Source organism: Clostridium sp. (assembly GCF_036660475.1).
Taxonomy (GTDB): domain Bacteria; phylum Bacillota; class Clostridia; order Clostridiales; family Clostridiaceae; genus Clostridium_J.
In genome coordinates, this window is sequence record NZ_JAVXAO010000006.1 from 69,268 (window position 1) to 92,921 (window position 23,654).

Sequence of the window (23,654 nt, forward strand, 5' to 3'; positions counted from 1 at the left end):
AACATATTTTATTAAAATATTCATGTGACTTAAAATATTTATAATATTATTCATTATGTCAAATACAATTGATATGTTTAAATAGAATAAATTAGGTATAATTATAATAGAAGAGGTGAGTTAATTTATGAATGAAAAAATTTTCATTATAGAGGATGAAGAGAAAATTAGGGTAGAGCTTTCTACTTTTTTAAGTAAATATGGATACATTACAAAGTCTTCTACTAACTTTGAAAATATTGTGGAAGAGACTTTAAGTGAAGAACCTGAAATAGTACTACTTGATATAAATCTTCCTTATTTTGATGGGTATTATATTTGTAGAGAAATAAGAAAGCAGTCTAATGTTCCAATTATAGTTGTCACAAGTAGAGATAGTGAAATCGATGAGCTTATGAGTATGAACTTAGGAGCTGATGATTTTATAACAAAGCCATATAACACTCAGATACTTTTAGCAAGAATTTCTTCAATTATAAGAAGAACTTATAAAAGTAATGAAATGGAGATTATAAAGCATAGAGAACTAAAATATAATATTTCCACTAGTGAGGTGGAGTTTCAGGGGAAGAAGCAGGAGTTAACTAAAAATGAGAGTAAGATTTTATATACATTAATTAAAAACAAGGAAAAGATAGTTTCAAGAGATGAGATAATAAAAGCACTGTGGCAGTCTGATGAGTTTGTAGATGATAATACTTTAACAGTAAATATAAATAGGCTTAGAAAAAAGATTGAGGAAATTGGTGGAGAAGGGTATGTCCAAACTAAAAGAGGTCAGGGGTACATGTTGATATGAAATTTAGAGAGTATTTTAAAGAACGAATAGTTTTTATTTTGATAAACATAGGAATACTCATGGTTACGTCAATACTGTTAGCGGCCTTAAATGTTGATAGTTATGCAATAATCTTTATATCAGTATTAAATTTTTCAGGTATTTTTATATTTTATAGTTATGAGTATTTTAGTAAGAATAAATATTATAATGAAGTTTTAAAAAATCTAGAGAATTTAGATAAGAAATATCTCATTTCTGAAATTATGGAAGAGCCTAGTTTTCTTGAAGGTAAGATTTTATATGAAATAGTAAGTCGGTCAAATAAAGCAATGAATGATCAGGTGGCATCCTTTAGCATTAATAGTAAAGAGTATAAGGAGTACATTGAGCTATGGGTTCATGAAATTAAAACACCGATAGCAGCTTGCAAGCTTTTAGTTGAAAACAATAATTCCAAGGTTACTATGAGTATAGATGAGGAGCTAGATAGGGTAGAAAATTATATAGAACAAGCATTGTTTTATACAAGAAGCAATAGTATAGAAAAGGATTATCTAATTAAGGAGATAAATATAAAGCAGTGTATTAACGCTACCATAAAAAGAAACGCAAATATGTTAATAGAAAAGGGTATTAAAATTAACCTAGAAAATATAGATAAAAAGGTGAATTCAGATAATAAATGGATAGAGTTTATGATTCATCAAATTATATGTAACGCTATTAAATATATGGATAAGAAGGAAAGCACTTTGAAAATATATTGTGAAGAAAATCAAGGGGAAGTTATTCTTAACATTTCCGACAATGGCATGGGGATTAGTGAAAAATCTTTAGGTAAAGTATTTGAAAAGGGCTATACTGGGGAGAATGGAAGAATATTTGGAAAATCTACAGGTATGGGACTTTATCTATGTAAAAAATTATGTGGGAAGCTAGGGCTTGGGATAGGGATTAAATCGGAAATTAAAGTTGGAACAGTAGTATCCATACTATTTCCAGCGAATACCTATTATAAAAATGTATGTTAGTAGAGGGCGCAGTATTATCCTATGTGATTTAGTATAGTACAGATAAGGGGATGTCTAAAACAGTGAATAGTTTTGGATTTATAAGAATTAAGCAAAGGTTGACAAGTTGAACTTATTCATTTTACTTATGAGCATTTGTCGACAATTATTTAGAACATAGACAAATAAAAAAAGGCCTTAAAGGTTAAATTGTTACTTAAAAATAATAATTTAACCTCTAAGGCTAATTTAGATATACAGTTATTTTAAAATATACCATTACCTTATTCTTATTATATGTTTTTTTATATGGAATTATACTGAATTTATAATGATAATATTAATATATATTACAATAATGTAAGCTTTCTGTTATGTTCTTCTATGGATAGCAATCTCCTAGAGTTGTAATATAGAGATATAGAAGGAAGGGGAGAACAAATTATGAGTAAAGAAGTTTTAAAAGTAAGTAATATAGAGAAATATTATGGGAATAAGGGAAATATGACTAAGGCTATTGATAGTATTAGTTTATCTGTGGAAGAGGGAGAATTCATTGGAATAATGGGGGCTTCAGGAAGTGGTAAAACTACTCTTTTAAATTGTATATCTACCATTGATAAAGTAACTAGTGGATATATTTATATAGGGGATAAAGAGGTAACGGGAATAAATTCTAAAGGATTAGCTAAGTTTAGAAGAGAAAAGCTTGGATTTATATTTCAGGATTTTAATTTATTAGATACTTTAACTGCCTATGAAAATATTGCTCTTGCACTTACAATTTCAAAGGTGAATCATAAAGAGATTCATACAAGAGTTTTAGAAGTTGCAGCTAAGTTAAATATCACAGAGGTGTTAAGTAAATATCCTTATGAGATGTCTGGTGGAGAAAAGCAAAGAGTTGCTTCAGCTAGAGCCATTATTACAAAGCCATCTTTAGTACTTGCAGATGAACCTACAGGTGCTTTGGATTCTAGGTCAGCAAAGATGCTCCTTGAAAGTCTTGAGGATTTAAATAGCAAATTAGGTGCTACAATTGTTATGGTAACTCATGATGCATTTACAGCCAGTTATGCTAGTAGGATTTTATTTATAAAGGATGGAAAGATATTCAATGAGCTAATTCGTGGCAATGATTCTAGGAAGGAGTTTTTCAATAAAATAATTGAAGTTGTAACTCTTCTTGGAGGTGACCAAAGAGATGTATTTTAAATTAGCGACTAGAAATTTAAGAAGAAGTATTAAGGATTATACAATTTATTTTTTAACTTTAATATTCGGAGTATGTATATTCTACACCTTCAACTCAATTGAGGCACAGAGTATTTTAATGGAAGTAAGTGAAGTGCAGCAAGCTATGTTTGAGATGATAACTAATATTATGGGAATAACTTCTATATTTATTTCTTTTATTCTAGGGTTTCTAATAGTTTATGCAAATAACTATTTAATAAAAAGACGGAAGAAGGAATTCGGAGTTTATATGACCCTTGGCATGGAGAACTCTAAACTTTCAGCATTACTATTTATAGAGACTGTGATGATAGGAATAGTATCTCTTGTTATAGGGCTTATCCTAGGTGTATTTTTGTCACAGGGATTATCTGTAGTAACGGCAAAAATGTTTAAGGTAGATATGACTAGTTTTAAATTTATATTTTCTATGGATGCATTTAAAAAGACTATGATGTGCTTTGGATTTATATATCTTATAATTCTTATTTTTAACTCATTCACAGTTAGAAAGGTAAAACTGGTTGACCTACTTACCTCGTCTAAAAAGAATGAAAAGGTAAAAATAAAGAATATATGGGTTTCAGTTATGGTGTTTATAATTTCTGTTATAACTATAGGGGTGGCTTATAATATTGCACTTGAAAATGGGATGGCTACATTTAATAAAGAAATTTTTATAGCCATTGGACTTGGTTGTATAGGTACATTTTTGTTTTTCTTTTCACTTGCGGGATTTTTACTTAAGATGGTGCAAAGTAATAAAAAGATGTATCTTAAAGATTTAAATATGTTTGTATTAAGGCAAATTAATAGTAAAATTAACACCACTTTTATATCTATGACATTTATATGCTTAATGTTATTTGTTGCTATATGTACTCTTTCAGGTGGACTTGGAATTAGCACAGCAATGAATAGAGAGGTAGAAGATTTAACTCAGTATGATATGAGTTTTTGGAATCGTAATGGGAAAAGTGTAGAGGAAGTTTTACAGAAGTATAATGTGGATATTTCTAAATATGAAGGACATTATGCAAGTTATATGTATTATGCAAATAACTTTGCCTATGCAGATTTTCTTAGTGAAAAAGGGTTTAAAGAAGGTAGTAGATATTATCCAGTATCTGAAAATCAAACAATTCCTGTAATAAAGATATCTGAATTTAACAGTATAATGAAGCTGCTAAATAAAGATGAAGTAAAACTAAATACGGGAGAATATGCAGTCTTTGGGGATATCAGCGATATGACAGAAAGTCTACAGGAATCATTAGACAGCAACATAGAGATTATTGTGGCTGGAGAAAAGCTTACACCTTATGATGGAAAAGCTTTAGATGTTGTAATTTATTCTTCTATGATGAAGAATAATATATGTACGTTTATAGTTGAAGATTACTTGGTAGAAGGATTAATTCCAACTGATGGACATTTGAATTTAAATGATGGCGGAGAGGGCAGTGAGATAAGAGAAACTTTAGCATCTAATGTAAGAGGGAATTATGCAAATGGTGATTTAAAAACTTACTATATTACAAGAGAAGAGATTAAGGCACAATCAACAGGTATTGGAGCTCTAGCATCATACCTTGCAATATATATGGGGATAATATTTTTAATTACATCAGCCGCAGTGCTCGCACTTCAACAGCTATCAGAATCAGCAGATAATATAGAACGATATAAGCTTTTAAGAAAAGTTGGAGTAGATGAGTCTATGATAAATAACTCTATATTAATACAGGTGTCAATATACTTTATGATGCCTCTATCGCTAGCTATAGTGCACTCCATTGTAGGGTTGAAGATAGCTTCAGAAGTGGTAGCAATCTTTGGCTCAGCAAGCATGATAAATCACATTATCATTGCAGCTATAGTGCTAGTAATGGTTTATGGAGGATACTTCATAGCTACTTATTTTGGAAGTAAGAAAATGGTTAAATAAATAAGAACCCATGTGATAAGGAGTTTTTGTTTAATAAAACTATATTATGGGATATAATATAGTTAATAAATTCTTAGAATGGAGAGTATTATGAAATTAGTTAGTAAAAGTGGATTAGATATTGATATGATCTATGATGTTATAAGCTTATGTACTTTTGGAAGCTACAATGAAAGTTGTTGGGATAAGGAACGAAGTGATATAGATGTTATGGTTCTTTCTAATGAAGAATTAGAATGGAATAGGGAAATAGAGATAGAGGATTATTTAACTAATCATTTATCGGGGTATTTTAATCATGATAATATTCATATTACCTTCATTAATGATGTAATTTATCCATTTGGTGAAATTATGATAGCAAGTCCTAATAAATTTATATTACAAGAAGAGAAGTACTTAGATTATATACTTGCGTACTCATGTTTTAAGAGAGATCGTGAGTACTTGGAGATAATTAGAGACTATCATCTAAAGGAGAGAGGGGTGTAACAATGGTCTATTATAAATATAAAAAAGAAAAGCTGGAAGAAAAACTTGTAGAAAGTAAAGTTTTTTTAGTGCGCATAAGGGAATGTTTAAAGAGAAATCCAAATAGTGAGGATGAGATAGTAGATGAAGCTATGATATCTTATTTTAATTCCTTTTGTGAATTTATATTAGATATGTGTGAAACCTATTTAGTAGCCACAGAAAATTATATACCTAATAAATCAGGTGTTGATATAATAGATTTATCATCAACATTTGGATTCATATCTTCAGAGGATTCTAAAAAACTTCAGGGAATAGTAAGACTTAGAAATAGGTATACTCATGATTACTATCAAAGGAAACTAGCGAGAAAAAGAATTATAGATATATGTAAATCTGAAATTATAACTTTAGATTTATTTTTAGAAATTTCTTCCGAAAAAATAAGATTAGTTGTTAAGTGATTTGGTAAGTCTACTTCAGAACCGTAAAAAGAGATTTCAACATAAAAAACATATATAGTTTTATAAAAAAAATTTGTAGTAATAGGGCTGTATCAGAATGAAGTTTAAAAACTTCATTCTGATACAGCCCCTATTTTAAAAAACATGATTATTTTTATAACTTATATTTTAAAATAAATTAATGAGGATCAGGCATTGTTCCATTTTCCTGTACAAACCATAATCCTAATTTTGATTTATGCAGAGAAATTGGTCCCATATTTTCATCTCCATATAAAAAATGAATTGCTACATTATCAGGGTTTGGCGAATATTTTTGCTCGGTGACACTTCCCTTTATTGCAAAATTAAAATGTCCATTAAAAAAAACATAAGCCCTTGCATCTCTTAGTTCATCGGTTTTTATGAATGTAAATATTGACAAAAACAAAATTATAATAACAAATAAACAAACAAATTTTCCTCTTAGCTTTTCCATAATCAAACCCCCTTTTTTACTTATAATACTATATTTATAGCATAACAATAAGCATTATTATTAGCAAACAAAATATTAAAATATTTACAATAAATATATTTATTTACAAAATGGTGGTGAAGTTGAAAGAGAGAATCTATAATGAAGAAAAAAATGATATCATTTTTACTGGTACTTTTAGTACTTTAATCAAATTTCATAATTATTTTAAAGACGAAGTAACAGTGCTTTTTTCTATTTTCACCAGTGTCGATATAGGTTTCAACATGGTTTGTATCCGAGTATGTGTCAGTTTTGGTTGCAAATGTTACAATTCTGATAATACTTCTTAATCTTTGTTGATTGGATTTCGTAATAATGCATAAAACTACAAATACAATTTTAATAACAACCGCTGTTAAAAATATGAGAATACCCATTTTTTCAGTACTTCTCCAATATATAAGTAATTATCACTTAACAATGGTATATAAGTATTCATTACTTTACCATTTAATTATACACCAATAATTGAACGAATGAAGAAATATTTAACAATTATGCAAGTAGGCAGTCCAAGCATAAAGTAGAATCTATATAATTACATAGATTCCACTTTAGTTGGCTGCCTATTTTTTAGCTATTAATTTAAATTTACTCTAATTTTATTAGCATCATCTATATTAAGGTCAAGTATTCTTGGGAGAGATATAGTATATTTCTTTGATTTATCTAGTTGGGGAAGAGTTACACTTATCTCTTTCTCACTAGAATTTTCTACAACTGGACCCATATTGAAGCCTTCATTGTTACAAACATTAAAGTCTTCATCAATTATTCCCATAAAACCTAGAAATCTAATATCATAATAATCACTAATATTTACGGTTATCTTAGTATAACTATCAGTAGCTTCAACATCTTTTATAGATACACTTCCTGTATTATTAACTTCAATTGTTTTACCCTTTAATTCATCGATACTTAAAAATCGATTATTAATATCCATGTTATAATAGTTATTGCCTATAGATATTTTCTCGAAATTAGCTTGAGGAGAATCAGATATGCATTGATATAACATATCACCGTTCTCATCATAATAGGACATTTCTGCTTTACCCCTTAAAACTGGTATAACATCAATATACTCTGAATATGACAGGTCACCTAAAATTTCACTTTTCATATTATACTCCATAGTATTTAGATCACAACTAGCTTCAATTTCTTTGGATAAAAGTATATTACCAAGAGAATCTTTAAATATATATCCAACTGTGAAAAGGTTATTTGAATCATTAAGAATATCTGTTTCACTTTTATTTAAAAAATTATAGTTATTAAATACACATTTAGCATTAACATTAGTGCTTAAAGGCGAGGTTGTAAATTTTTCTATCCTAACCTTGTAATCTTCTATAGTAACTTCATCCATAGACTTTATTTCCTTTGAAGGAACTAATATTTCATCTGCATCAATAGTTGTTGAAAAGTTCCAATCACCATTTATCTCTTTATCATCTATTAATATACCACCAATATAAAGTTCTAAATGCACTTTTTCACTTATATTAATATCTGATAGAGTTCCTTCAAATAATACCACAACTGTAGTATCATCAATTCTTTTAATTGTACTACTAGATGGACTAAATCTACGATTATTAGCACTTCCTCCAACTTCCACATCAATTTTATTAGTATTAAAAGATTTTCCAGTAACCTTAAGTGTAGCCATGAACTTTTCACTATCCATACTAGCTTCCTCAAGAGTAACGGTTATACCTTTATCTTTTGCAGACATTCCTATTAATATAGATGCGTCATTAAATTTATTTGCAGATTCACCAGAGAAAAAGTCGAATATTTTTCCAACCACAGGCATTGCCTTCACAAGTGTTGGGTTAACAATACTCGTAGCTATAGTTAAACTTAAGGCTATTAGGGCGACCATAGCTACTTTACTTAAAATCCCATTTGTTTTCTTAGGAGTTTCTTTGCTTATATCACTGTTAAGATCTCTAAGCACAGCATCAATACCAATAGATATCTCAATAGGTACTTTAAGATTATTATTTTCTTTAAGGAAACTCTTAATTTGTAAATCGTCATTTTCAAGGTCAGATTTATTTGTAAATATGTCTTTACTCATTCTATAACACCTCACTATATTCATCATCTAGCATAGACTTAAGTTGCCCTCTAGCTCTAGATAATCTAGATTTTATAGTTCCCTCTGGAATATGAAGACTTTCAGAAATTTCTTTGATACTCATATCTTCATAATAATACAAAGTAACTAAGATCTTTAAGGTATGATCTAATTTATCTACAATATCCGAAACTTCAACCTGATTAAAATTATCAGAGTAGGAGGGTTCACTATTAATACTAGATAAGGAAGTAAATCTTTTATTCTTTGATATAACAGTATTACACTTATTAATTAGAATTTTAATAAGCCATGTTTTAAAATAAGCTTCATTATTCAACTTATTTATATTTTTATAAGCTTTTAGAATGGTATCTTGAATACAATCTAATGCATCATCATTATTTTTAACCATGGCAATAGCAACTCTATATAAGTCCTTTTCATAAATCTTTATAAGTTTTGCAAAGGAATCTGAATCTCCAGTTTTGCTTTTGTGAACTAATTCTATATAAATCATATAAACACTCCAATCATATATAGCATGCTAAATATATATTACATTACATTAGACCGTATATACTAGCAAATGGTTCTCAAAAATTTCAAAAAATTAAATTATATAGAAATAGAATCTAATACATTAAATTAATTAGGGTGAAGGTGTGGAGGGCATAAAAAAAAGGTTGACCTATCAACTAAATAAGGATAAAATATAGTTGATAGGTCAACAAGGTTTAAGAAGGGATAATATAAAAATCAAAGAATTGATTAAGCCGTGTTATAAAGGCTAAGTTAATGGAGTATAAAATAGCTCGATATAGCAAAAGTTATTATTAGTCATCATAAAATAAATAACAAGTCGAACATACTGACTTATTTATTTTTAAAAGATGCATTAATTGTATTAGAGAGTAAAAGGTTAAGATAAGGGGTAAATCATGAAAAAGTATGAAACTGAATCAATTAGTAGGTATGTTAATCAGTTGTATAGGCAGGGGATAGTTTTTTTAGGTAAAGAGTATAAGGAATATAATATAGGTGCTGGCCAATATCAGTTTCTAGTATATTTATATATTATGGATGGATTAACTCATGATGAGCTAACTTACAAAATAGGTGTTGATAAAGCAGCAACTACTAGAGCTATTGTTAAACTTGAGGAAGCTGGATACATAAAAAAAGTACAGGATGTAAATGACAAGAGAAAGTACTATATATTTTTAACAGATTATGCGAAAGAGAAAAGAGAAGAAATTATAAATAAATCAAAAAAGTGGGAAATAGAGATTGCAAAAGAGCTTACGGAAGAAGAGCTAGATCAATTTTATTACCTTTTTAGAAAAGTTACAAAGACTAAACCTGAAAGTGTATTTATGGAAGAAAAAATTTAGATTATCACTAAGACAAATATCATTAGCTTTAAGTTTTAACAACCCATTAAACATAACAAAGAAATAAGGGAACTTCTTCTCATATACATTTGAAGGAGTAAGTTCGTCTTAGCCAAATTAAAATTTGGAGGCTTACTTAAGATATAATAAAAAATAAAAAGCGTGAATTCATAGTTGCTATAATTATGAATGATGAGGAGGATATTATTATGGAAAAAAGATATTATGCAGGAAGATTTGAAGACAAGGTTATGATAATAACAGGAGCCGCTACAGGAATAGGAAGAGCAACTGCAATAAGAGCATCAAAAGAGGGTGCTAAATTAGTTTTAGTAGATATAAAAAAGGAAGAAAGTGAAAAAACTTTACAAACTATAATAGACAATGGGGGAGATGCAATCTTCTTGAATTTAGATTTATCTAAAGAAGAATCAGCAGAAGAAATGGTGAAGGCAACAATTGATAAATATGGTAAGCTTGATATAGCTATTAATAATGCAGGTGTTATGGGAGAGCCAAGCGCTGCACATCTATTAACTAAGGAAAAAATGGATTTTACAATGGCAAATAATTTTTACTCAGTTTTCTACTGTTGTAAGCATGAAATAAATGAATTTATAAAAGGAAATATAAGTGGAGTAATAGTAAATAATGCTTCTATAGCTGGACTTACTGGGCTTCCTGGAAATCCTGCATATGTAGCATCAAAGCATGCTGTAAATGGACTTACTAAGAATTTAGCTTTGGATTACGCTAAATTTGGCATTAGAGTGAACTCGGTGAACCCAGCGGGAACAGATACACCAATGGTTGACGAGGCTATGGCTTTTGTTAAAGCTAAAATGGCTGATGCTATTGCTAAAGGTATTGATCCATCAAAAGCTCAATCTATGGCTGGACAAAAAACTAAGAGTATATTAAAAGGAGCTTCCAATGTGGATGCAACCGCTGAAGAACAAGCAGCATCAATATTATTCTTAGTATCAGATGATTCAACACATATGACAGGAGCTACATTACAAACAGATGGTGGATGGACATCATTCTAAAAATAAAGAACAGCTAAAATAGGAACTTATTAGTGGAGATAAATAATACTAATAAGTTCCTATTTTTAATATCAATAATGTTTAAGTCAAGATAAGGTATCCTCAAAAAATAAACAAGTTAGTGGCTTAATCTTTTTTGAATGATGCATTAAAGTTATTGGCTCATAATAACTAAATCACATTTAGAAGAAATATCGAGCTTAGTAAAGTAGTTATTTTCAAGAGGAATCCATTCATTTTTAAATCTTTGTAGCATAAACTCTCCATTACGCTTTAATATACGATTAAGTTGAGTTTCTTCATCAATTGATAGGAAAATCTTTAAATCATATATATTATCAAAGGTTGGATGTAAGCTGTATACTCCCTCAATAATATTAAGTTTTTTAGGTGTAACGCATACAAAGTCTGTAAGTTCACCTAATTTACAACTGAAGAGTTGATACTTAAAAGGTTTATATAACTTAAGGTTATCACTAACTTCTTTTTTAAAACGAAGATAATCTACATTTCCGCCGGGCTCAGAAAGTCTTTCTTTGGTTTTTGACTGAGCTGGAAGAAAGAAGTCATCCATATGGAAAACATTACAATCATATATAGATTTAATTATAGAAGCTAAGGATGATTTACCACTACCACTAGGGCCCTCAATGGCTATAGTGATAGTTTTATCTACGCTAAGTAGTTCATCTATATAAGAAAATAGCTGAAAATAGTTCTTATAAACTGGATTAGTTTTAGAATTTGGCCAAGTTTTATTTATTGATTCACTCATTATGCACTTATAACCTTATCAATAATTTTTGATTTTTTTAGACCCAGCATTATTATAGGTATCAAAATTATTTGAAGGATGATACCAGGTAGAGCAGTTACAAAAGCACCTGTTAAAAAGGCTTGAAGTGCAAAAACTTTGCCACTAAGGCTTAGTAAAATAAGAGTAGCTAGTCCAGATACAATTCTACCCAAAGCCATAGAAACTAATAGAGCAACCATAGTATTTGTCTTTTTAGATAGTATTCCGGAAGCGGCGCCGTAAGCCGCCAGCTCAAATGCCATGGATACGCCAACTGGATAGATTGGTGGCATACCAGTAAGTACACTTGAAAAAAGTGGGATAATTATACCAACTAAAGCACCATATCTCCATCCACAAATAAGTCCACATAATAAAACTGGTATATGCATAGGAAGGAATATTGTTCCCGACATCCCTAAGCTATGAAACATTTGTGGAAGTAAAATTCCAATAGCAATAAATAGTGCTGATATAACCATGTTGATAGTTGTTGATTTTTTCATAAACATCTCTCCTCTTAGTAAAAATACTATAATATAGATGTTTTCTTCAGAAAAATAAATGCCTTCATGGCAATAATTAGCTTGTACTATGAAAAATAATTCCTTATGTGTTGTCTTCTGACAACCTATATGATTAGTTTACTATAATTGTGTAGGGAGTCAACAGTTTTTTTATTTATGTTGGATTATTGAATATAAGAATTATTTAACAAGTATAGTAAGTGTAATAGAGGTAACTTACTGTAAAAAATGTGCGGTATTGAAGAAAATCTCAGGTGTGATATCATATAGCATAGGAAAACAAAATAATGAAATATATGTAAGTACAGGGGGGAAGTAATTATGATTTACCGAAAACTGGGTAGAACTAACTTGGACGCCAGTGTTATTGGACTTGGTGGAGAATGGTTAAATGGATTAAATGCTGATGAAGTAAATAATATTATTAATATAGCTATAGATAATGGAGTGAATATTTTAGATGTATTTATGCCACAAGCACAGGTAAGAACTAATATTGGGCTTGCTTTAAAGGGAAGAAGAGAAAAGATGATTATTCAAGGTCATCTTTGCACGGTATTTGAGGATGAACAATATACAAGAACTCGAGATATAAATAAAACTAAAGCATCATTTGAAGATTTGCTTTCAAGATTACAAACGGACTATATTGATATTGGAATGATTCATTATGTGGATAGTAATGAAGATTTTGATTCAGTATTTAATACAGAAATTATAGAATATGCAAAAGAATTAAAGGCAAGTGGCAGGGTTAAATTTTTAGGAATGAGCTCACATAATCCGGAAGTAGCACTTAGAGCGATAAACACAGGGTTAATAGATGTTCTAATGTTTAGTATTAATGCAGCTTATGATTTAGAAAAGTCAAATACAGATATATTTGCGCTTATGGATTTCAAAGGGTTAAATGAAGGTGGATGGACGGTAGATTCTGAAAGGGTGAAACTCTATTCAACTTGTGAGAACCTTGGAATTGGAATAACTGTAATGAAGGCTCTAGCAGCAGGAAGTTTACTTAAAGATGAAACATCACCATTTGGAAAAGCAATGACTGTTGAGCAGTGTTGTCACTACTGTCTTACAAGACCAGGAGTTGTAAGTGTCCTTGTAGGTTGTCATACTATAGGTGAAATGGAAAATGCAGTATCTTATTTAAATGCTACTGACGGTGAAAAAGATTACTCAGAGATTATTTCGAAGAGTCCTAAGTTTAAGATGGCAGGAAGATGCATGTACTGCAACCACTGTCAGCCATGTCCAGCAAAAATAGATATAGCAGCAGTTACAAAGTATCTACACTTAGCAGAGATGCAAAGTGTAGTGCCAAAAACGGTAAAAGAGCATTATAATGCTCTAAAGCAAAACGCAAAGGATTGTATTCAATGTGGTTTATGTGAACCAAACTGCCCATTTGGAGTTGAAATAAGAAAAAATATGAAAAAGGCTCAGGAAGTTTTCAAAGATAGAAAGTTTTAATCAGTTAAATATAGTAAAGGCTTCACTAAATTTTTTTGGTGAAGCCTTTACTTGTTACATTGTGCATTTATAATTTCGTATTTGTCGCTAGTATTTTCTTCTCCCCATTGACACATTAATTCAAGTATAGGTAGCAGTGAGTGTCCTTTTTCAGTTGCAGTATATTCAACTTTAGGAGGAACTACGGCATAAACCTTTCTGGATATCAAACCATCTTTTTCGAGTTCCCTAAGCTGATTGGTTAAGGTCTTTTGAGAAATGTGATTAATATAGGTCATTATTTCTCCAAAACGCTTGGTTCCTTCTTCAATTAGGTAATATAGAATCAAGGGCTTCCATTTACCACCAATGGCCATAAGGGTTATTTCAATTTCACAAGTTACTTTTATTTTAGTCATATTATATATTCAGCGGAATATGTGTCATATGGCATCTTCAAATTCCAACTAAATCTAACCACCTTTCATTTTATAATATATCTATAGACATCAGATAAATAGTATAACATATGAAAGTAATAGAATAAATCTTGATTTTTTATATCCGGTAATCAATTGGTAGCATAGAAATAAAGTGTTTTTATTTCTATATGTATAAAGATATATGCGATTAATTATTAAATTTGAGTTATAATGTACAAGGTATAATAAAGAATATATATAAATTTTAAGGAATACAATGTGAAGATAGAGGAAAGTTAGTTTTCTATTCAATAAACCTTGAGTATAGTGGTAGAGAGCTACAATAAGAGTAGTTGTAGATGAAAAGGAGATAATATGAGAAAAATAGATTTAACAGATTATGTGAAGGCAACTAAGGATCTAAATGTACTTAGTATTATAGTATTACAAAATGGTGAAAGGGTAGGAGTTTATCATAAAGAGCCAGAAAGGGTTAGGGATCAATATTCGGTTTCAAAAAGTTTTACATCAACAGCTGTTGGTATTGCAATTAATGAAGGGCTTTTGTCCTTAGAGGATAAGGTTTTAGATTTTTTTCCGGAAGATGCGCCTAAATTACCATCTGAAAGATTACAAAATCTTAAATTAAGAGATTTAATGAAGATGGCAGTGGGGCATTGTAATGGCTATCTAATGGCAGATGGAAGCTTTGGAACATGTGCTAGAGGAGAATTAGCTGAAGATAATTGGGTAAAATATTGTTTGAGTCAGCATTTTCCATACAATCCAGGTGAAAAATTTGTTTATAATAATGCAGCTGCATATCTTGCAGGAGTAATGGTTCAAAAGGCTAGTGGTGAGAATTTAGTGGATTATCTAATGCCAAGACTTTTTAGTCCATTGGGTATAAATAGACCTAAGTGGGAAATTTGTCCTAAGGGGTATACATTTGGAGCAGGTGGACTACAATTAACAATTACAGATTTGTGTAAGTTTGGTCAGTTGTATCTTCAAGGTGGAAGATGGGAAGGAAAGCAACTTTTATCAGAAGAATGGATAAAAGAAGCAACTTCAAAACAAATTGATACGGACAACAGAGGTGATTGGGGACAAGGATATGGTTATCAATTTTGGAGAGGTGAGCATAATTCATATAGAGCAGATGGAAAGTATGGTCAATATTGTATAGTTCTAGAAGAGCAAAATGCTGTAATAGCAATTAATTCCCATGGTGACAAAGTAAGGGGAATCATGGAAAATGTATGGACTGAAATTTGGCCACAACTTTTAAGAAAGTAATAGAAGTTATACTTCTGAATTCAAGAATCACTTTACATAAGCTAATTTAACTAACTTTAATATAGTGATAAATAACAGTTGGATTGAAAGGACTAAAGAATATGAGAATTAATAAGCTTCTTAGTAATTTAGGGGTTTGTTCAAGAAGAGAAACTAATAGACTTATTGAGGATAAAAGGGTTAAAGTTAATGGTATACTTTGTGAAAAAGGTCAGTGGGTGGAGCTTGAAGATGAAATTTTAATTGATGATGCTCCTATTCAGGGTAAAGAGAAAATTTACATTGCCTTAAATAAGCCAACTGGGATTACTTGCACTGCAGCAAGTGAAGTAAAGGATAATATAATTGAGTTTATGAATTATCCAGAATACATATTTCCTGTAGGAAGACTTGATAAGGCATCTCAAGGTTTAATTATAATGACCAATGATGGAGAACTCTCAAATAAAATATTGGAGGCTGAGAATCATTGTGAAAAGGAATATGTAGTTACTTTAGATAGAGCCTTTGACGATAAATTTATTAAGGATATGTCTGAAGGGGTTGAAATATTAGGGGAAATAACGAGACCTTGTATTGTAACTAGAATAAATGAGGATACCTTTAGAATTGTTCTTACACAAGGATTAAATAAGCAAATTAGAAGAATGAGCAAGGTTTTTGGATATGATGTAATTAAATTAGAACGCATTAGAATTTTAAATTTAAACATTAAAGGTATAGACATTGGAGCGTGGAGATATTTAACTGAAACAGAGGTTCAAGACCTAAACAAATAATAAAGAAAGTATTAGATATAGAATAATTGTTAATGAAATAAAGGCCAGCACTTACAATGAATTACACAAAAAAGTAAGTGGTAGCCTTATTTATATTAATTAGTTTTATTAAGTTAGAATTAAATTATTCATCTACACAACTGCAAATAGGACCTATAGTTTGTTTATCAATAAAATCTACAACATTTCCGTAAGAGGATAATATTATCTTATCATCATCAGTTAAATCTCCGGGTTTTTTATGTACAATAAACCTTTTAAGTATTTTCATCATTTGCTTATGCATAAATCCCATATTGTCGTAATCTAGACTTCCTCTTAAATGAAAAAGATGAATTGAGTCTTTCATTTCTTTTGTAAATTCATTTTCTATAACTGGTTTTATACTTTCGGTGTTTGTAGGTGAAGTAATGCCAACGGTAAAAACTACAAGGGTTCTATTCTTTATAGATTCAAAGTTCTTGGTTATCAGCGAAATACCTTCAATGCGGCTTGCATAAATTCCACCACCGTAAACGATAGTATGGTATTGTGAAAGGTCATTTATATTTACATTATTAGCGTCAAACAAATCAGCACCAACTTCTGCAGCTATCCACTGTGCATATTTTTTAGTGTTACCATATTTAGATTTATAAACTACAACTGCTGTTTTATTCATAAATTTAACCTCCAAATAAAAGATATTTTTTATAGAAAAGTTGAAAAATTATATACTATGTTGTAATTAAACTAAGGATATAGATTAATTGCAACTCATATAGAATTTTTAGAATATATATTATGTAAACTTCATACAAGGAAGTTTTATTACGATTTAACATTATGTGTATATAAATGATGATTCATATGTATTATATTACATGGACATCTTTATTACAATACAGTGTATTTTTATAATATATAAACTATAATTAACTTGGAGTAAATTTACTAAATAGTTATGTACAAATATGAAAGAAATAAATATATAGTGTAGGAATTAAGAAATATAGTATTATGAAATAAAACAGATAAAGTAATGACTAAATGTTTCTTTAAAAATAAGCAAATTGGAGGGATATATATGAAAAGAATAGTTTTAGCAGGTGGCTGTTTTTGGGGAGTTGAAAGATTTTTCGGTAGAATACATGGAGTATCTTCGACAGAGGTTGGTTATGTAAATGGAAGAACTGAGGATCCCACATATGAGGATATATGCAATGGAAATACCTATTTTGCAGAAGTATGTATAGTAGATTATGATGAAAATATAATTAATTTAGATGATATTCTAAATAAATATTGGCTAATTATTGATCCTACTGCCTTAAATAGACAAGGAAATGATGTGGGGAGTCAGTATAGGACCGGAATTTATTATATGGACGAAGGAGATTTAGAAATAATTGAAAAAAGCAAAGAAAAGGTTCAAGGGCGCTATCATAAAAAAGTAGTTACTGAGATTAAACCAGTTGAAAATTACTATAAAGCAGAGGAGTATCATCAAAAATATCTAGAAAAGAACCCAAGTGGTTATTGTCACATAAAGTTAGATTGAAATGAAGTAGGATGGTGGGAAAATGGATTGGATTCAAGAGATAAAAGAATATATTCCTTATAATAATCAAGAACTGAAGGATAAAGAGTTAATACTACAGTGTATAAAAAGCTATGATAATATACTAACGAGAGACAATGTTGTAGCGCATATGACTTCTTCAGGCTATATTGTAAATAAGGATAGAACAAAAGTACTTATGATTCATCACAATATATATAAAACATGGGCTTGGACGGGAGGTCATGCAGATGGAGAGAGTGACTTGCTTTACGTAGCACTTAAAGAGGCTGAGGAAGAGACAGGTGTGAAAAACATCAAACCAGTTACAAAAAATATATTATCTTTAGATGTATTAGGGGTAAATGGACATGTTAAAAAAGGAAATTATGTGTCCTCCCACTTACATTTATCAGTTGCATATTTATTAGAAGCAGATGAAAGTGAGAAGCTTAAGATTAAAGAAGATGAGAATAGCGGTGTTAAATGGCTACCTATAAATTGTCTTCATGAATATTCAAACGAGCCACATATAGTTGGAATGTATAATAAGTTTAATGAAAAAATTAAACAGTAGAAAATAAGATGCTTTACCATTAATATTTTAGGTTAAGGAAATTTTCATAAAATAGATTATGGTATATACTATAAATGTGTAACAAACAAACGAAGGATGAGGGAGAATTATGAAAGAAATATTTATAAGCGGATTTGTTGGGTTAGTATTGGGAATTATTCTAGAAGACCCAATAAAGAATTTTTTTGATTTAGTAAAAAGAAGAGTGAGATATAAATTTTTTGCTCCTAAGGAAGTAGTAGATCCATACTATTTCTCTTTAGGAAATCAGGTGACTAAGTTTGTGGTATGTGATGGGGATGGCAGAATGATACTTTCGCCAAGCAACATTGAAACTAAGCTAGGTACTGCACCATTAGTTTTACCAGAGGATTTAAAAAATATAAGAGAAGGGTTTATAAAAGAAGCAAAGGAGCAATCATTAGAGAAAAACATTCCATTTTGGAATGGATCATTAGTGACACTAGATAGATATGTTATTACAAGAACAGATAGCACTGAGGATATGAAGGTTATATTTAACTTTGTGCCTAGTGATTATTTTACTTACAAAGCGCTGAATGCTAATTTAAATGGAGTAATTCATACCGGGAAAACAATTAGGGAAACTTATTTAAAGAATATAGATATTAAGAATCCTTTAACGGTTTTTTCAAATGGTTTTGGAGCTGTATTGGTGGTAATAACTAGGGATGGTAAAACTATTTTCACTAAGAGATCAGAGTATAGTGGAGTAAGACCAGGTGAATTGGACGTAAGTATTGTTGAGGCGGTACATCCCCTACATGATAGAGCTTTTAATAATGAAGGACCGAACTTATACACTACTGCAATAAGGGGAGCAAAAGAAGAGCTAGGAATAGAGGTTAGCTTAGAAGAGGTAAAACTGTTTGGGTTTGGACTTGATGAAGAATATTATCAGTGGAATATTGTAGGGGTGATAAATTCTAAATATACTTCTCAAGAAATAATGGATGAAAGATCTAAGGGTGTTTCAGGAAAGTGGGAACTAGAAAATTTAAGATTTGAGAAGTTCTCTATAGATAATATTGTAAAAGTCATGAAGGAAGAGAGCATGTGGTCCACCGCAAAGGTAGCATTATATTGGGCTCTTATAAATGAATATTCTAAGCCGTCCGTAGATAATAAAGTTAAAAAAATATTTAAGTAATATAAAGTGAAATACAATTGTATATACAAAAATGTAAATTTAATAGAAATTATGCGCAGACAGGATACCTGGAGTATTGAAAAGGTTGGATTAATATGTTAAATAGAATATATGAGGTAATTTTAAAATTATAAATAAGCTAAAATTTAATTTAAAAGAAAGAAGGCATATTATATGAAAAAAATATTTACTGCAACAATATGTATGTTATTTAGTGTGTTTTTATTAGTTGGATGTGGACAAACATCCTCAAAAGAAGAAGCAGGGCAAACAGTTCCAAAAGTAGAGGAAAAAATTGATATTAATATAGCCACATTAAAGGGGCCAACTACTATGGGTATGGTTAAGCTTATGAGTGATTCAGAAGCTGGAATAACAGATAATAATTATAAAGTGTCAATGAGTGGTACTGCAGATGAAATTGTAGCAAAAATTGTTAAGGGTGATATAGATGTAGCTGCAGTTCCGTGTAATTTAGCTTCAGTTTTATATAATAAAACTCAAGGTGAGATAAGCATTGCAGCAATTAATACTTTGGGTGTTCTTTATATTGTTGAAAATGGAAATGAAATCAACTCTATCAAAGATTTAAAAGGTAAAACTATTTATAGTACTGGAAAAGGTACTACACCTGAGTATGTTTTAAACTACCTATTAACGGAGAATGGTATAGACGTTACAAAGGATATTAAAATTGAGTATAAATCAGAGGCCACAGAGGTTGCAGCGATTTTATCAGAGGATAGCAGTGCAATTGCAATGCTACCACAACCATTTGTAACTACAGCTCAAAGTAAAAATAAAAATCTACGTGTTGCTCTAGATATGACTGATGAATGGAATAAAGTTCAAGGGGACAATGGTAGTGCTTTAGTTACTGGAGTAGTTATTGCACGTAATGAATTCATTAAAGAGAACAATGTTGCTTTTCAAAAGTTTCTTGAAGATTATAAAAAATCTACTGATTATGTGAATTCAAATATTGATGAGGCATCTACACTTATAGAAAAATATGACATTGTACCTGCAGCGGTAGCTAAGAAGGCAATTCCTTTATGCAATATTACTTATGTTGACGGAAATGACATGAAAACAAAGGTTAGTGGATATTTAAAGGTGTTATTTAACCAGAATCCACAGTCAGTGGGAGGAACACTTCCGGATGATGAGTTCTATTATAAGAAATAATTGGAGAAGGATTTTCTCAATTGTATTTTGGATTTTCTTATGGCAGGTAATAAGTATCCTAGTAGGTAGAGAAATTTTGATTGTATCCCCAATTACTGTTGTGAAGACATTATTGGAGTTAGTTAAGGAGATAGGTTTTTGGAGTTCTTTATATTATTCCTTTATAAGAATTGCGATTGGATTTTTATTTGCAGTTGTAGTAGGTATATTACTAGCAAGTGTGTCATCTCAAAATATTTTATTTAGGGAGCTTTTATATCCACCAACAACTATAATCAAGTCAACTCCGGTAGCATCATTTATTATTATTGCTTTAATATGGATAAAGTCAGAAAATTTATCAGTTTTCATTTCATTTCTTATGGTATTGCCAATAATTTATACTAATACTTTAAAGGGCATTGAAAATGCAGATAAAAAATTACTCGAGATGGCACAGGTATTTAAAGTTGGTGTATTAAAAAAGATTAGGTATATTTATATACCAGAAATAATGCCTTTCTTTATATCAGCTTGTTCTGTTTCTCTAGGTCTTTGTTGGAAGTCTGGAATTGCTGCGGAGGTAATAGGATTACCAAAGGGCTCTATAGGTGAAAAACTTTATCAGGCAAAGATATTCTTAAATACTGGAGAGCTCTTTGCTTGGACTTTGGTTATTATTATTGTTAGCATTGTATTTGAAAAATTATTTATTTATTTGCTGAAAAAATTGCAAGTTGAGGTTTTAGGAAGCGAGTTACAGAAATAACAATTAAGTACATTATAATATTGTGATTAATTATATAAATTTAAGGTGAAGACAAGAGGTGGTATTTTGGATATTAAGGTCACATCGTTGTCAAAAAGCTTTGAAAATACTATGGTGTTAAAAGCTTTTAGTGGGGTATTTAAAGAAGGCGAAATCACTTGTATTATGGGTGCTTCGGGATGCGGAAAGACTACACTTTTAAATATTCTTATGGGACTTGTTAATCTTGATGAAGGTAGTATAGAAGGCTTAAAAAACAAAAATATAAGTGTTGTTTTTCAAGAAAATCGCTTATGTGAAGGATTTACTTCATTGGATAATATTTTATTGGTTTGTAATAAGCAAATAGATATAGTTACAATTGAAGACCATTTTAAGAAAGTTGGACTCCAAGGTGTAATGAATAAGCGGGTATCAAAACTTAGTGGAGGGATGAAACGAAGAGTAGCAATTGTAAGAGCAATGGTTGCAAGTGCTGAGGTTTTAATAATGGATGAGCCGTTTAAAGGTTTGGACCATGAGACTAGGGGTAAAGTTATTGATTATATAATGGCTAATATTTTTGGAAAAACAGTAATAATAACCACTCATAATAAAGAAGAGGTTGAACTTTTAAAAGCTACATTGATTACAATGTAGCTTTTATGCTAATTAATTAGTGATATATATAATGTGTCAAGCGATATAGCTATATAAATTAAGCAGTAAGAAAAAAATCTTACTGCAGATTAGACGAAAGAGCTAAATAACCATTTATTTCCATGCCATATTTTATAGTAAACTTTCAGATATATTTTTATATTTGTTCACATAAAAATCTCTATTTTTAGTGATTTTATTCATGGCATAGAGAAATACAGTTACTTCATCCATTGTGTTGTATAGGCCAAAGCTAATTCTAACCATGCCAGGGCGGTTAGATTTTTCAGACAGGGTTAATTCTTCAATCATATAATCAGGAAGTTTCATGAGCTTTTGCAAGTAAGGATGAGCACAAAAACATCCGCTTCTCACAGCAATTCCAAATTCATAGGAGAGTATTTTGGAAACAAGGGTATGATGAATACCTTCTATATTGAAAGGAATTATGCTAACCTTATCTTCAAAATTATTATAGTTACCATATAAAGTAACATAATCCATTGAGAGTAGATTTTTTGTAGCATACATCGTTAAATGTTTCTCATATTGATCTAAATTTTCCATACCTATGCGAGAAAGTTCAGAAATTGATGCACTTAAGGCTAATGAACCAATTACATTTGGTGAACCAGCTTCATCTTTATCAGGTGAATCTGCCCAAATTACCTTTTCATGAGATACAAAAGAAATTGTTCCTCCGCCACTATGGTCGGGAGCATACTCATTAAAAAAATCTTTAGGACCTAGAAGCACACCGCAACCAAATGGAGCATACATCTTATGGCCGGAAAAGGTTACAAAGTCAATGGGACCTAAAAGAAGATTGGCTCCTATAGTAAATTTACTGTGGGGAATTAACTGAGCACAATCAACTAATATTTTCGCTCCAAAGCTATGAACTAAATTAGCTATAGAATATATAGGGTTTTTAATCCCGGTTACATTAGATGCGCCGGTTATTGCAACTAATGAAATATTATCACCATACATTTCTAGTTTAGATTTTAAGTCATCCATGTCCAAACATCCTCTAGAATCAATGTTTACATATTTTACATTAAAATTATTTCTCCATGGTAAATCATTTGAATGGTGTTCCATAGATGTTGATAAAACTATAGAGCCCTTTTTTTTAGTAGCTAGTATGCCGGCTAATTTATTTATTCCTTCAGTGCAATTTTTAACATATATTACATCCATTAGGTTATTGCAATCACCCAAGAATGATTTAACGACAATTCGTGAATTCTCGTATATTTCAGTAGAGAGCTGTGATTTGTATCCATCTCCGCGATGTATTGATGAATAATATGGAGAAAATTTTACAATTTCATCAATTACAGATTTAAATGGAGGGGTAGTAGCAGCATTGTCAAAATTAATTCCAATACATTTAGATTTGTCCCATAAAGGAATTTTATTATCTACACCATAGATTAAATCTCTATAGGGGTTATTCGTAAAGTTACTCATTTTCTACCTCCTTAAAAGTTATTGTTAAAATATCGTTATTATATATAACGTTATTATATATAATAT

The 23,654-nt window shown here is 30.2% G+C and carries 26 protein-coding genes; 17 read left to right on the forward strand and 9 right to left on the reverse strand.

Annotated elements, in window-relative coordinates; genetic code table 11:
* The first annotated feature begins 127 nt into the window (after nucleotides 1-127).
* The 6 genes from RSA29_RS09755 (at nucleotide 128) to RSA29_RS09780 (ending at nucleotide 5,913) form a co-directional block, all read left to right on the forward strand.
* Nucleotides 128-799 (forward strand): response regulator transcription factor, encoded by a 672-nt coding sequence (locus tag RSA29_RS09755; protein ID WP_346943095.1) that lies wholly within the window; start codon nucleotides 128-130, stop codon nucleotides 797-799.
* On the forward strand, nucleotides 796-1,812 hold the full coding sequence (locus tag RSA29_RS09760) for a sensor histidine kinase (protein ID WP_346943094.1): 1,017 nt from the start codon (nucleotides 796-798) through the stop codon (nucleotides 1,810-1,812). The genes RSA29_RS09755 and RSA29_RS09760 overlap by 4 nt, the downstream gene beginning before the upstream one ends.
* 423 nt (nucleotides 1,813-2,235) lie before the next feature.
* Nucleotides 2,236-3,006 carry an ABC transporter ATP-binding protein gene (locus RSA29_RS09765; protein WP_346943093.1) on the forward strand — a complete coding sequence of 257 codons (771 nt, stop codon included), beginning with the start codon at nucleotides 2,236-2,238 and terminating at the stop codon, nucleotides 3,004-3,006.
* Nucleotides 2,996-4,975 carry an FtsX-like permease family protein gene (locus RSA29_RS09770; protein WP_346943092.1) on the forward strand — a complete coding sequence of 660 codons (1,980 nt, stop codon included), beginning with the start codon at nucleotides 2,996-2,998 and terminating at the stop codon, nucleotides 4,973-4,975. Before RSA29_RS09765 ends, RSA29_RS09770 begins: the two co-directional genes overlap by 11 nt.
* A 90-nt stretch (nucleotides 4,976-5,065) precedes the next feature.
* Nucleotides 5,066-5,467 carry a nucleotidyltransferase domain-containing protein gene (locus tag RSA29_RS09775; RefSeq protein ID WP_346943091.1) on the forward strand — a complete coding sequence of 134 codons (402 nt, stop codon included), beginning with the start codon at nucleotides 5,066-5,068 and terminating at the stop codon, nucleotides 5,465-5,467.
* A 2-nt stretch (nucleotides 5,468-5,469) separates the two neighbouring features.
* The gene (locus tag RSA29_RS09780) at nucleotides 5,470-5,913 is read left to right on the forward strand and encodes a HepT-like ribonuclease domain-containing protein (RefSeq protein ID WP_346943090.1); all 444 of its coding nucleotides are present in this window, start codon (nucleotides 5,470-5,472) and stop codon (nucleotides 5,911-5,913) included.
* 178 nt (nucleotides 5,914-6,091) lie between these two features.
* On the opposite strand, the gene RSA29_RS09785 is transcribed toward RSA29_RS09780, so the two are convergent.
* From RSA29_RS09785 to RSA29_RS09800, 4 genes are all read right to left on the reverse strand, one after another.
* Complete coding sequence (locus tag RSA29_RS09785; RefSeq protein WP_346943089.1) at nucleotides 6,092-6,391, reverse strand: hypothetical protein; 300 nt, start codon at nucleotides 6,389-6,391, stop codon at nucleotides 6,092-6,094.
* A gap of 185 nt (nucleotides 6,392-6,576) precedes the next feature.
* Nucleotides 6,577-6,810 carry a hypothetical protein gene (locus RSA29_RS09790; RefSeq protein WP_346943088.1) on the reverse strand — a complete coding sequence of 78 codons (234 nt, stop codon included), beginning with the start codon at nucleotides 6,808-6,810 and terminating at the stop codon, nucleotides 6,577-6,579.
* A 203-nt stretch (nucleotides 6,811-7,013) separates the two neighbouring features.
* On the reverse strand, nucleotides 7,014-8,525 hold the full coding sequence (locus RSA29_RS09795) for a DUF4179 domain-containing protein (RefSeq protein ID WP_346943087.1): 1,512 nt from the start codon (nucleotides 8,523-8,525) through the stop codon (nucleotides 7,014-7,016).
* A gap of 1 nt (nucleotide 8,526) precedes the next feature.
* Nucleotides 8,527-9,045: a sigma-70 family RNA polymerase sigma factor gene (locus tag RSA29_RS09800; RefSeq protein ID WP_346943086.1), complete on the reverse strand. Its 519-nt coding sequence runs from the start codon at nucleotides 9,043-9,045 to the stop codon at nucleotides 8,527-8,529.
* A gap of 421 nt (nucleotides 9,046-9,466) precedes the next feature.
* Between RSA29_RS09800 and RSA29_RS09805 the strand changes: the two genes are divergently transcribed.
* Nucleotides 9,467-9,919, forward strand: a complete 453-nt coding sequence (locus RSA29_RS09805) for a MarR family transcriptional regulator (protein WP_346943085.1) — start codon at nucleotides 9,467-9,469, stop codon at nucleotides 9,917-9,919.
* A gap of 209 nt (nucleotides 9,920-10,128) precedes the next feature.
* A complete protein-coding gene (locus RSA29_RS09810; protein WP_346943084.1) occupies nucleotides 10,129-10,968 on the forward strand; it encodes an SDR family oxidoreductase in 840 nt (279 codons plus the stop codon).
* A 154-nt stretch (nucleotides 10,969-11,122) separates the two neighbouring features.
* Here the strand turns inward: RSA29_RS09810 and RSA29_RS09815 are convergent, their stop codons facing one another.
* On the reverse strand, nucleotides 11,123-11,743 hold the full coding sequence (locus RSA29_RS09815; RefSeq protein ID WP_346943083.1) for a uridine kinase: 621 nt from the start codon (nucleotides 11,741-11,743) through the stop codon (nucleotides 11,123-11,125).
* On the reverse strand, nucleotides 11,743-12,270 hold the full coding sequence (locus RSA29_RS09820) for an ECF transporter S component (RefSeq protein ID WP_346943082.1): 528 nt from the start codon (nucleotides 12,268-12,270) through the stop codon (nucleotides 11,743-11,745). The genes RSA29_RS09815 and RSA29_RS09820 overlap by 1 nt, the downstream gene beginning before the upstream one ends.
* A gap of 342 nt (nucleotides 12,271-12,612) precedes the next feature.
* On the opposite strand from RSA29_RS09820, the gene RSA29_RS09825 reads away from it, so the two are divergent.
* Nucleotides 12,613-13,770, forward strand: a complete 1,158-nt coding sequence (locus tag RSA29_RS09825; protein ID WP_346943081.1) for an aldo/keto reductase — start codon at nucleotides 12,613-12,615, stop codon at nucleotides 13,768-13,770.
* Nucleotides 13,771-13,817: 47 nt separating this feature from the next.
* Here RSA29_RS09825 and RSA29_RS09830 read toward each other — a convergent pair whose 3' ends face one another.
* Nucleotides 13,818-14,168 (reverse strand): helix-turn-helix domain-containing protein, encoded by a 351-nt coding sequence (locus tag RSA29_RS09830; protein ID WP_346943080.1) that lies wholly within the window; start codon nucleotides 14,166-14,168, stop codon nucleotides 13,818-13,820.
* A gap of 378 nt (nucleotides 14,169-14,546) precedes the next feature.
* Here RSA29_RS09830 and RSA29_RS09835 point away from each other — a divergent pair, with 378 nt between their 5' ends.
* Together RSA29_RS09835 and RSA29_RS09840 are read left to right on the forward strand one after the other, a co-directional pair.
* On the forward strand, nucleotides 14,547-15,470 hold the full coding sequence (locus RSA29_RS09835; RefSeq protein ID WP_346943079.1) for a serine hydrolase: 924 nt from the start codon (nucleotides 14,547-14,549) through the stop codon (nucleotides 15,468-15,470).
* 101 nt (nucleotides 15,471-15,571) lie between these two features.
* Nucleotides 15,572-16,249, forward strand: coding sequence for a pseudouridine synthase (locus RSA29_RS09840; protein ID WP_346943078.1), 678 nt, complete (start codon nucleotides 15,572-15,574; stop codon nucleotides 16,247-16,249).
* A 124-nt stretch (nucleotides 16,250-16,373) separates the two neighbouring features.
* Here RSA29_RS09840 and RSA29_RS09845 read toward each other — a convergent pair whose 3' ends face one another.
* On the reverse strand, nucleotides 16,374-16,910 hold the full coding sequence (locus tag RSA29_RS09845; protein ID WP_346943077.1) for a flavodoxin domain-containing protein: 537 nt from the start codon (nucleotides 16,908-16,910) through the stop codon (nucleotides 16,374-16,376).
* A 405-nt stretch (nucleotides 16,911-17,315) separates the two neighbouring features.
* On the opposite strand from RSA29_RS09845, the gene msrA reads away from it, so the two are divergent.
* The 6 genes from msrA to RSA29_RS09875 all read left to right on the forward strand — a co-directional run bounded on the left by msrA (nucleotide 17,316) and on the right by RSA29_RS09875 (nucleotide 22,112).
* On the forward strand, nucleotides 17,316-17,789 hold the full coding sequence (msrA, locus tag RSA29_RS09850) for a peptide-methionine (S)-S-oxide reductase MsrA (RefSeq protein WP_346943076.1): 474 nt from the start codon (nucleotides 17,316-17,318) through the stop codon (nucleotides 17,787-17,789).
* Nucleotides 17,790-17,811: 22 nt separating this feature from the next.
* Entirely contained in the window at nucleotides 17,812-18,366 is a 555-nt protein-coding gene (locus RSA29_RS09855) for an NUDIX hydrolase (protein WP_346943075.1), read from the forward strand.
* A 109-nt stretch (nucleotides 18,367-18,475) separates the two neighbouring features.
* Nucleotides 18,476-19,537, forward strand: coding sequence for a hypothetical protein (locus tag RSA29_RS09860; RefSeq protein ID WP_346943074.1), 1,062 nt, complete (start codon nucleotides 18,476-18,478; stop codon nucleotides 19,535-19,537).
* Between the two features lie 174 nt (nucleotides 19,538-19,711).
* Nucleotides 19,712-20,725, forward strand: coding sequence for an MqnA/MqnD/SBP family protein (locus RSA29_RS09865; RefSeq protein WP_346943073.1), 1,014 nt, complete (start codon nucleotides 19,712-19,714; stop codon nucleotides 20,723-20,725).
* Nucleotides 20,700-21,473 carry an ABC transporter permease subunit gene (locus RSA29_RS09870; protein WP_346943072.1) on the forward strand — a complete coding sequence of 258 codons (774 nt, stop codon included), beginning with the start codon at nucleotides 20,700-20,702 and terminating at the stop codon, nucleotides 21,471-21,473. Before RSA29_RS09865 ends, RSA29_RS09870 begins: the two co-directional genes overlap by 26 nt.
* A gap of 66 nt (nucleotides 21,474-21,539) precedes the next feature.
* A complete protein-coding gene (locus tag RSA29_RS09875; protein ID WP_346943071.1) occupies nucleotides 21,540-22,112 on the forward strand; it encodes an ATP-binding cassette domain-containing protein in 573 nt (190 codons plus the stop codon).
* A 132-nt stretch (nucleotides 22,113-22,244) separates the two neighbouring features.
* On the opposite strand, the gene RSA29_RS09880 is transcribed toward RSA29_RS09875, so the two are convergent.
* Nucleotides 22,245-23,588 (reverse strand): aminotransferase class V-fold PLP-dependent enzyme, encoded by a 1,344-nt coding sequence (locus RSA29_RS09880; RefSeq protein ID WP_346931736.1) that lies wholly within the window; start codon nucleotides 23,586-23,588, stop codon nucleotides 22,245-22,247.
* Nucleotides 23,589-23,654 lie beyond the last annotated feature (66 nt).

Bases quoted from the DNA above. Each gene is read 5' to 3' on its own strand.
- RSA29_RS09805 (WP_346943085.1), top strand. From the start codon at position 9,467: ATGAAAAAGTATGAAACTGAATCAATTAGTAGGTATGTTAATCAGTTG.
- RSA29_RS09775 (WP_346943091.1), top strand. From the start codon at position 5,066: ATGAAATTAGTTAGTAAAAGTGGATTAGATATTGATATGATCTATGAT.
- RSA29_RS09780 (WP_346943090.1), top strand. From the start codon at position 5,470: ATGGTCTATTATAAATATAAAAAAGAAAAGCTGGAAGAAAAACTTGTA.
- RSA29_RS09800 (WP_346943086.1), bottom strand. From the start codon at position 9,045: ATGATTTATATAGAATTAGTTCACAAAAGCAAAACTGGAGATTCAGAT.
- RSA29_RS09880 (WP_346931736.1), bottom strand. From the start codon at position 23,588: ATGAGTAACTTTACGAATAACCCCTATAGAGATTTAATCTATGGTGTA.
- RSA29_RS09755 (WP_346943095.1), top strand. From the start codon at position 128: ATGAATGAAAAAATTTTCATTATAGAGGATGAAGAGAAAATTAGGGTA.
- RSA29_RS09790 (WP_346943088.1), bottom strand. From the start codon at position 6,810: ATGGGTATTCTCATATTTTTAACAGCGGTTGTTATTAAAATTGTATTT.
- RSA29_RS09865 (WP_346943073.1), top strand. From the start codon at position 19,712: ATGAAAAAAATATTTACTGCAACAATATGTATGTTATTTAGTGTGTTT.
- RSA29_RS09795 (WP_346943087.1), bottom strand. From the start codon at position 8,525: ATGAGTAAAGACATATTTACAAATAAATCTGACCTTGAAAATGACGAT.
- RSA29_RS09825 (WP_346943081.1), top strand. From the start codon at position 12,613: ATGATTTACCGAAAACTGGGTAGAACTAACTTGGACGCCAGTGTTATT.
- RSA29_RS09770 (WP_346943092.1), top strand. From the start codon at position 2,996: ATGTATTTTAAATTAGCGACTAGAAATTTAAGAAGAAGTATTAAGGAT.
- RSA29_RS09855 (WP_346943075.1), top strand. From the start codon at position 17,812: ATGGATTGGATTCAAGAGATAAAAGAATATATTCCTTATAATAATCAA.
- RSA29_RS09830 (WP_346943080.1), bottom strand. From the start codon at position 14,168: ATGACTAAAATAAAAGTAACTTGTGAAATTGAAATAACCCTTATGGCC.
- msrA (WP_346943076.1), top strand. From the start codon at position 17,316: ATGAAAAGAATAGTTTTAGCAGGTGGCTGTTTTTGGGGAGTTGAAAGA.
- RSA29_RS09820 (WP_346943082.1), bottom strand. From the start codon at position 12,270: ATGAAAAAATCAACAACTATCAACATGGTTATATCAGCACTATTTATT.
- RSA29_RS09840 (WP_346943078.1), top strand. From the start codon at position 15,572: ATGAGAATTAATAAGCTTCTTAGTAATTTAGGGGTTTGTTCAAGAAGA.
- RSA29_RS09845 (WP_346943077.1), bottom strand. From the start codon at position 16,910: ATGAATAAAACAGCAGTTGTAGTTTATAAATCTAAATATGGTAACACT.
- RSA29_RS09835 (WP_346943079.1), top strand. From the start codon at position 14,547: ATGAGAAAAATAGATTTAACAGATTATGTGAAGGCAACTAAGGATCTA.
- RSA29_RS09810 (WP_346943084.1), top strand. From the start codon at position 10,129: ATGGAAAAAAGATATTATGCAGGAAGATTTGAAGACAAGGTTATGATA.
- RSA29_RS09815 (WP_346943083.1), bottom strand. From the start codon at position 11,743: ATGAGTGAATCAATAAATAAAACTTGGCCAAATTCTAAAACTAATCCA.
- RSA29_RS09860 (WP_346943074.1), top strand. From the start codon at position 18,476: ATGAAAGAAATATTTATAAGCGGATTTGTTGGGTTAGTATTGGGAATT.
- RSA29_RS09870 (WP_346943072.1), top strand. From the start codon at position 20,700: ATGATGAGTTCTATTATAAGAAATAATTGGAGAAGGATTTTCTCAATT.
- RSA29_RS09760 (WP_346943094.1), top strand. From the start codon at position 796: ATGAAATTTAGAGAGTATTTTAAAGAACGAATAGTTTTTATTTTGATA.
- RSA29_RS09785 (WP_346943089.1), bottom strand. From the start codon at position 6,391: ATGGAAAAGCTAAGAGGAAAATTTGTTTGTTTATTTGTTATTATAATT.
- RSA29_RS09765 (WP_346943093.1), top strand. From the start codon at position 2,236: ATGAGTAAAGAAGTTTTAAAAGTAAGTAATATAGAGAAATATTATGGG.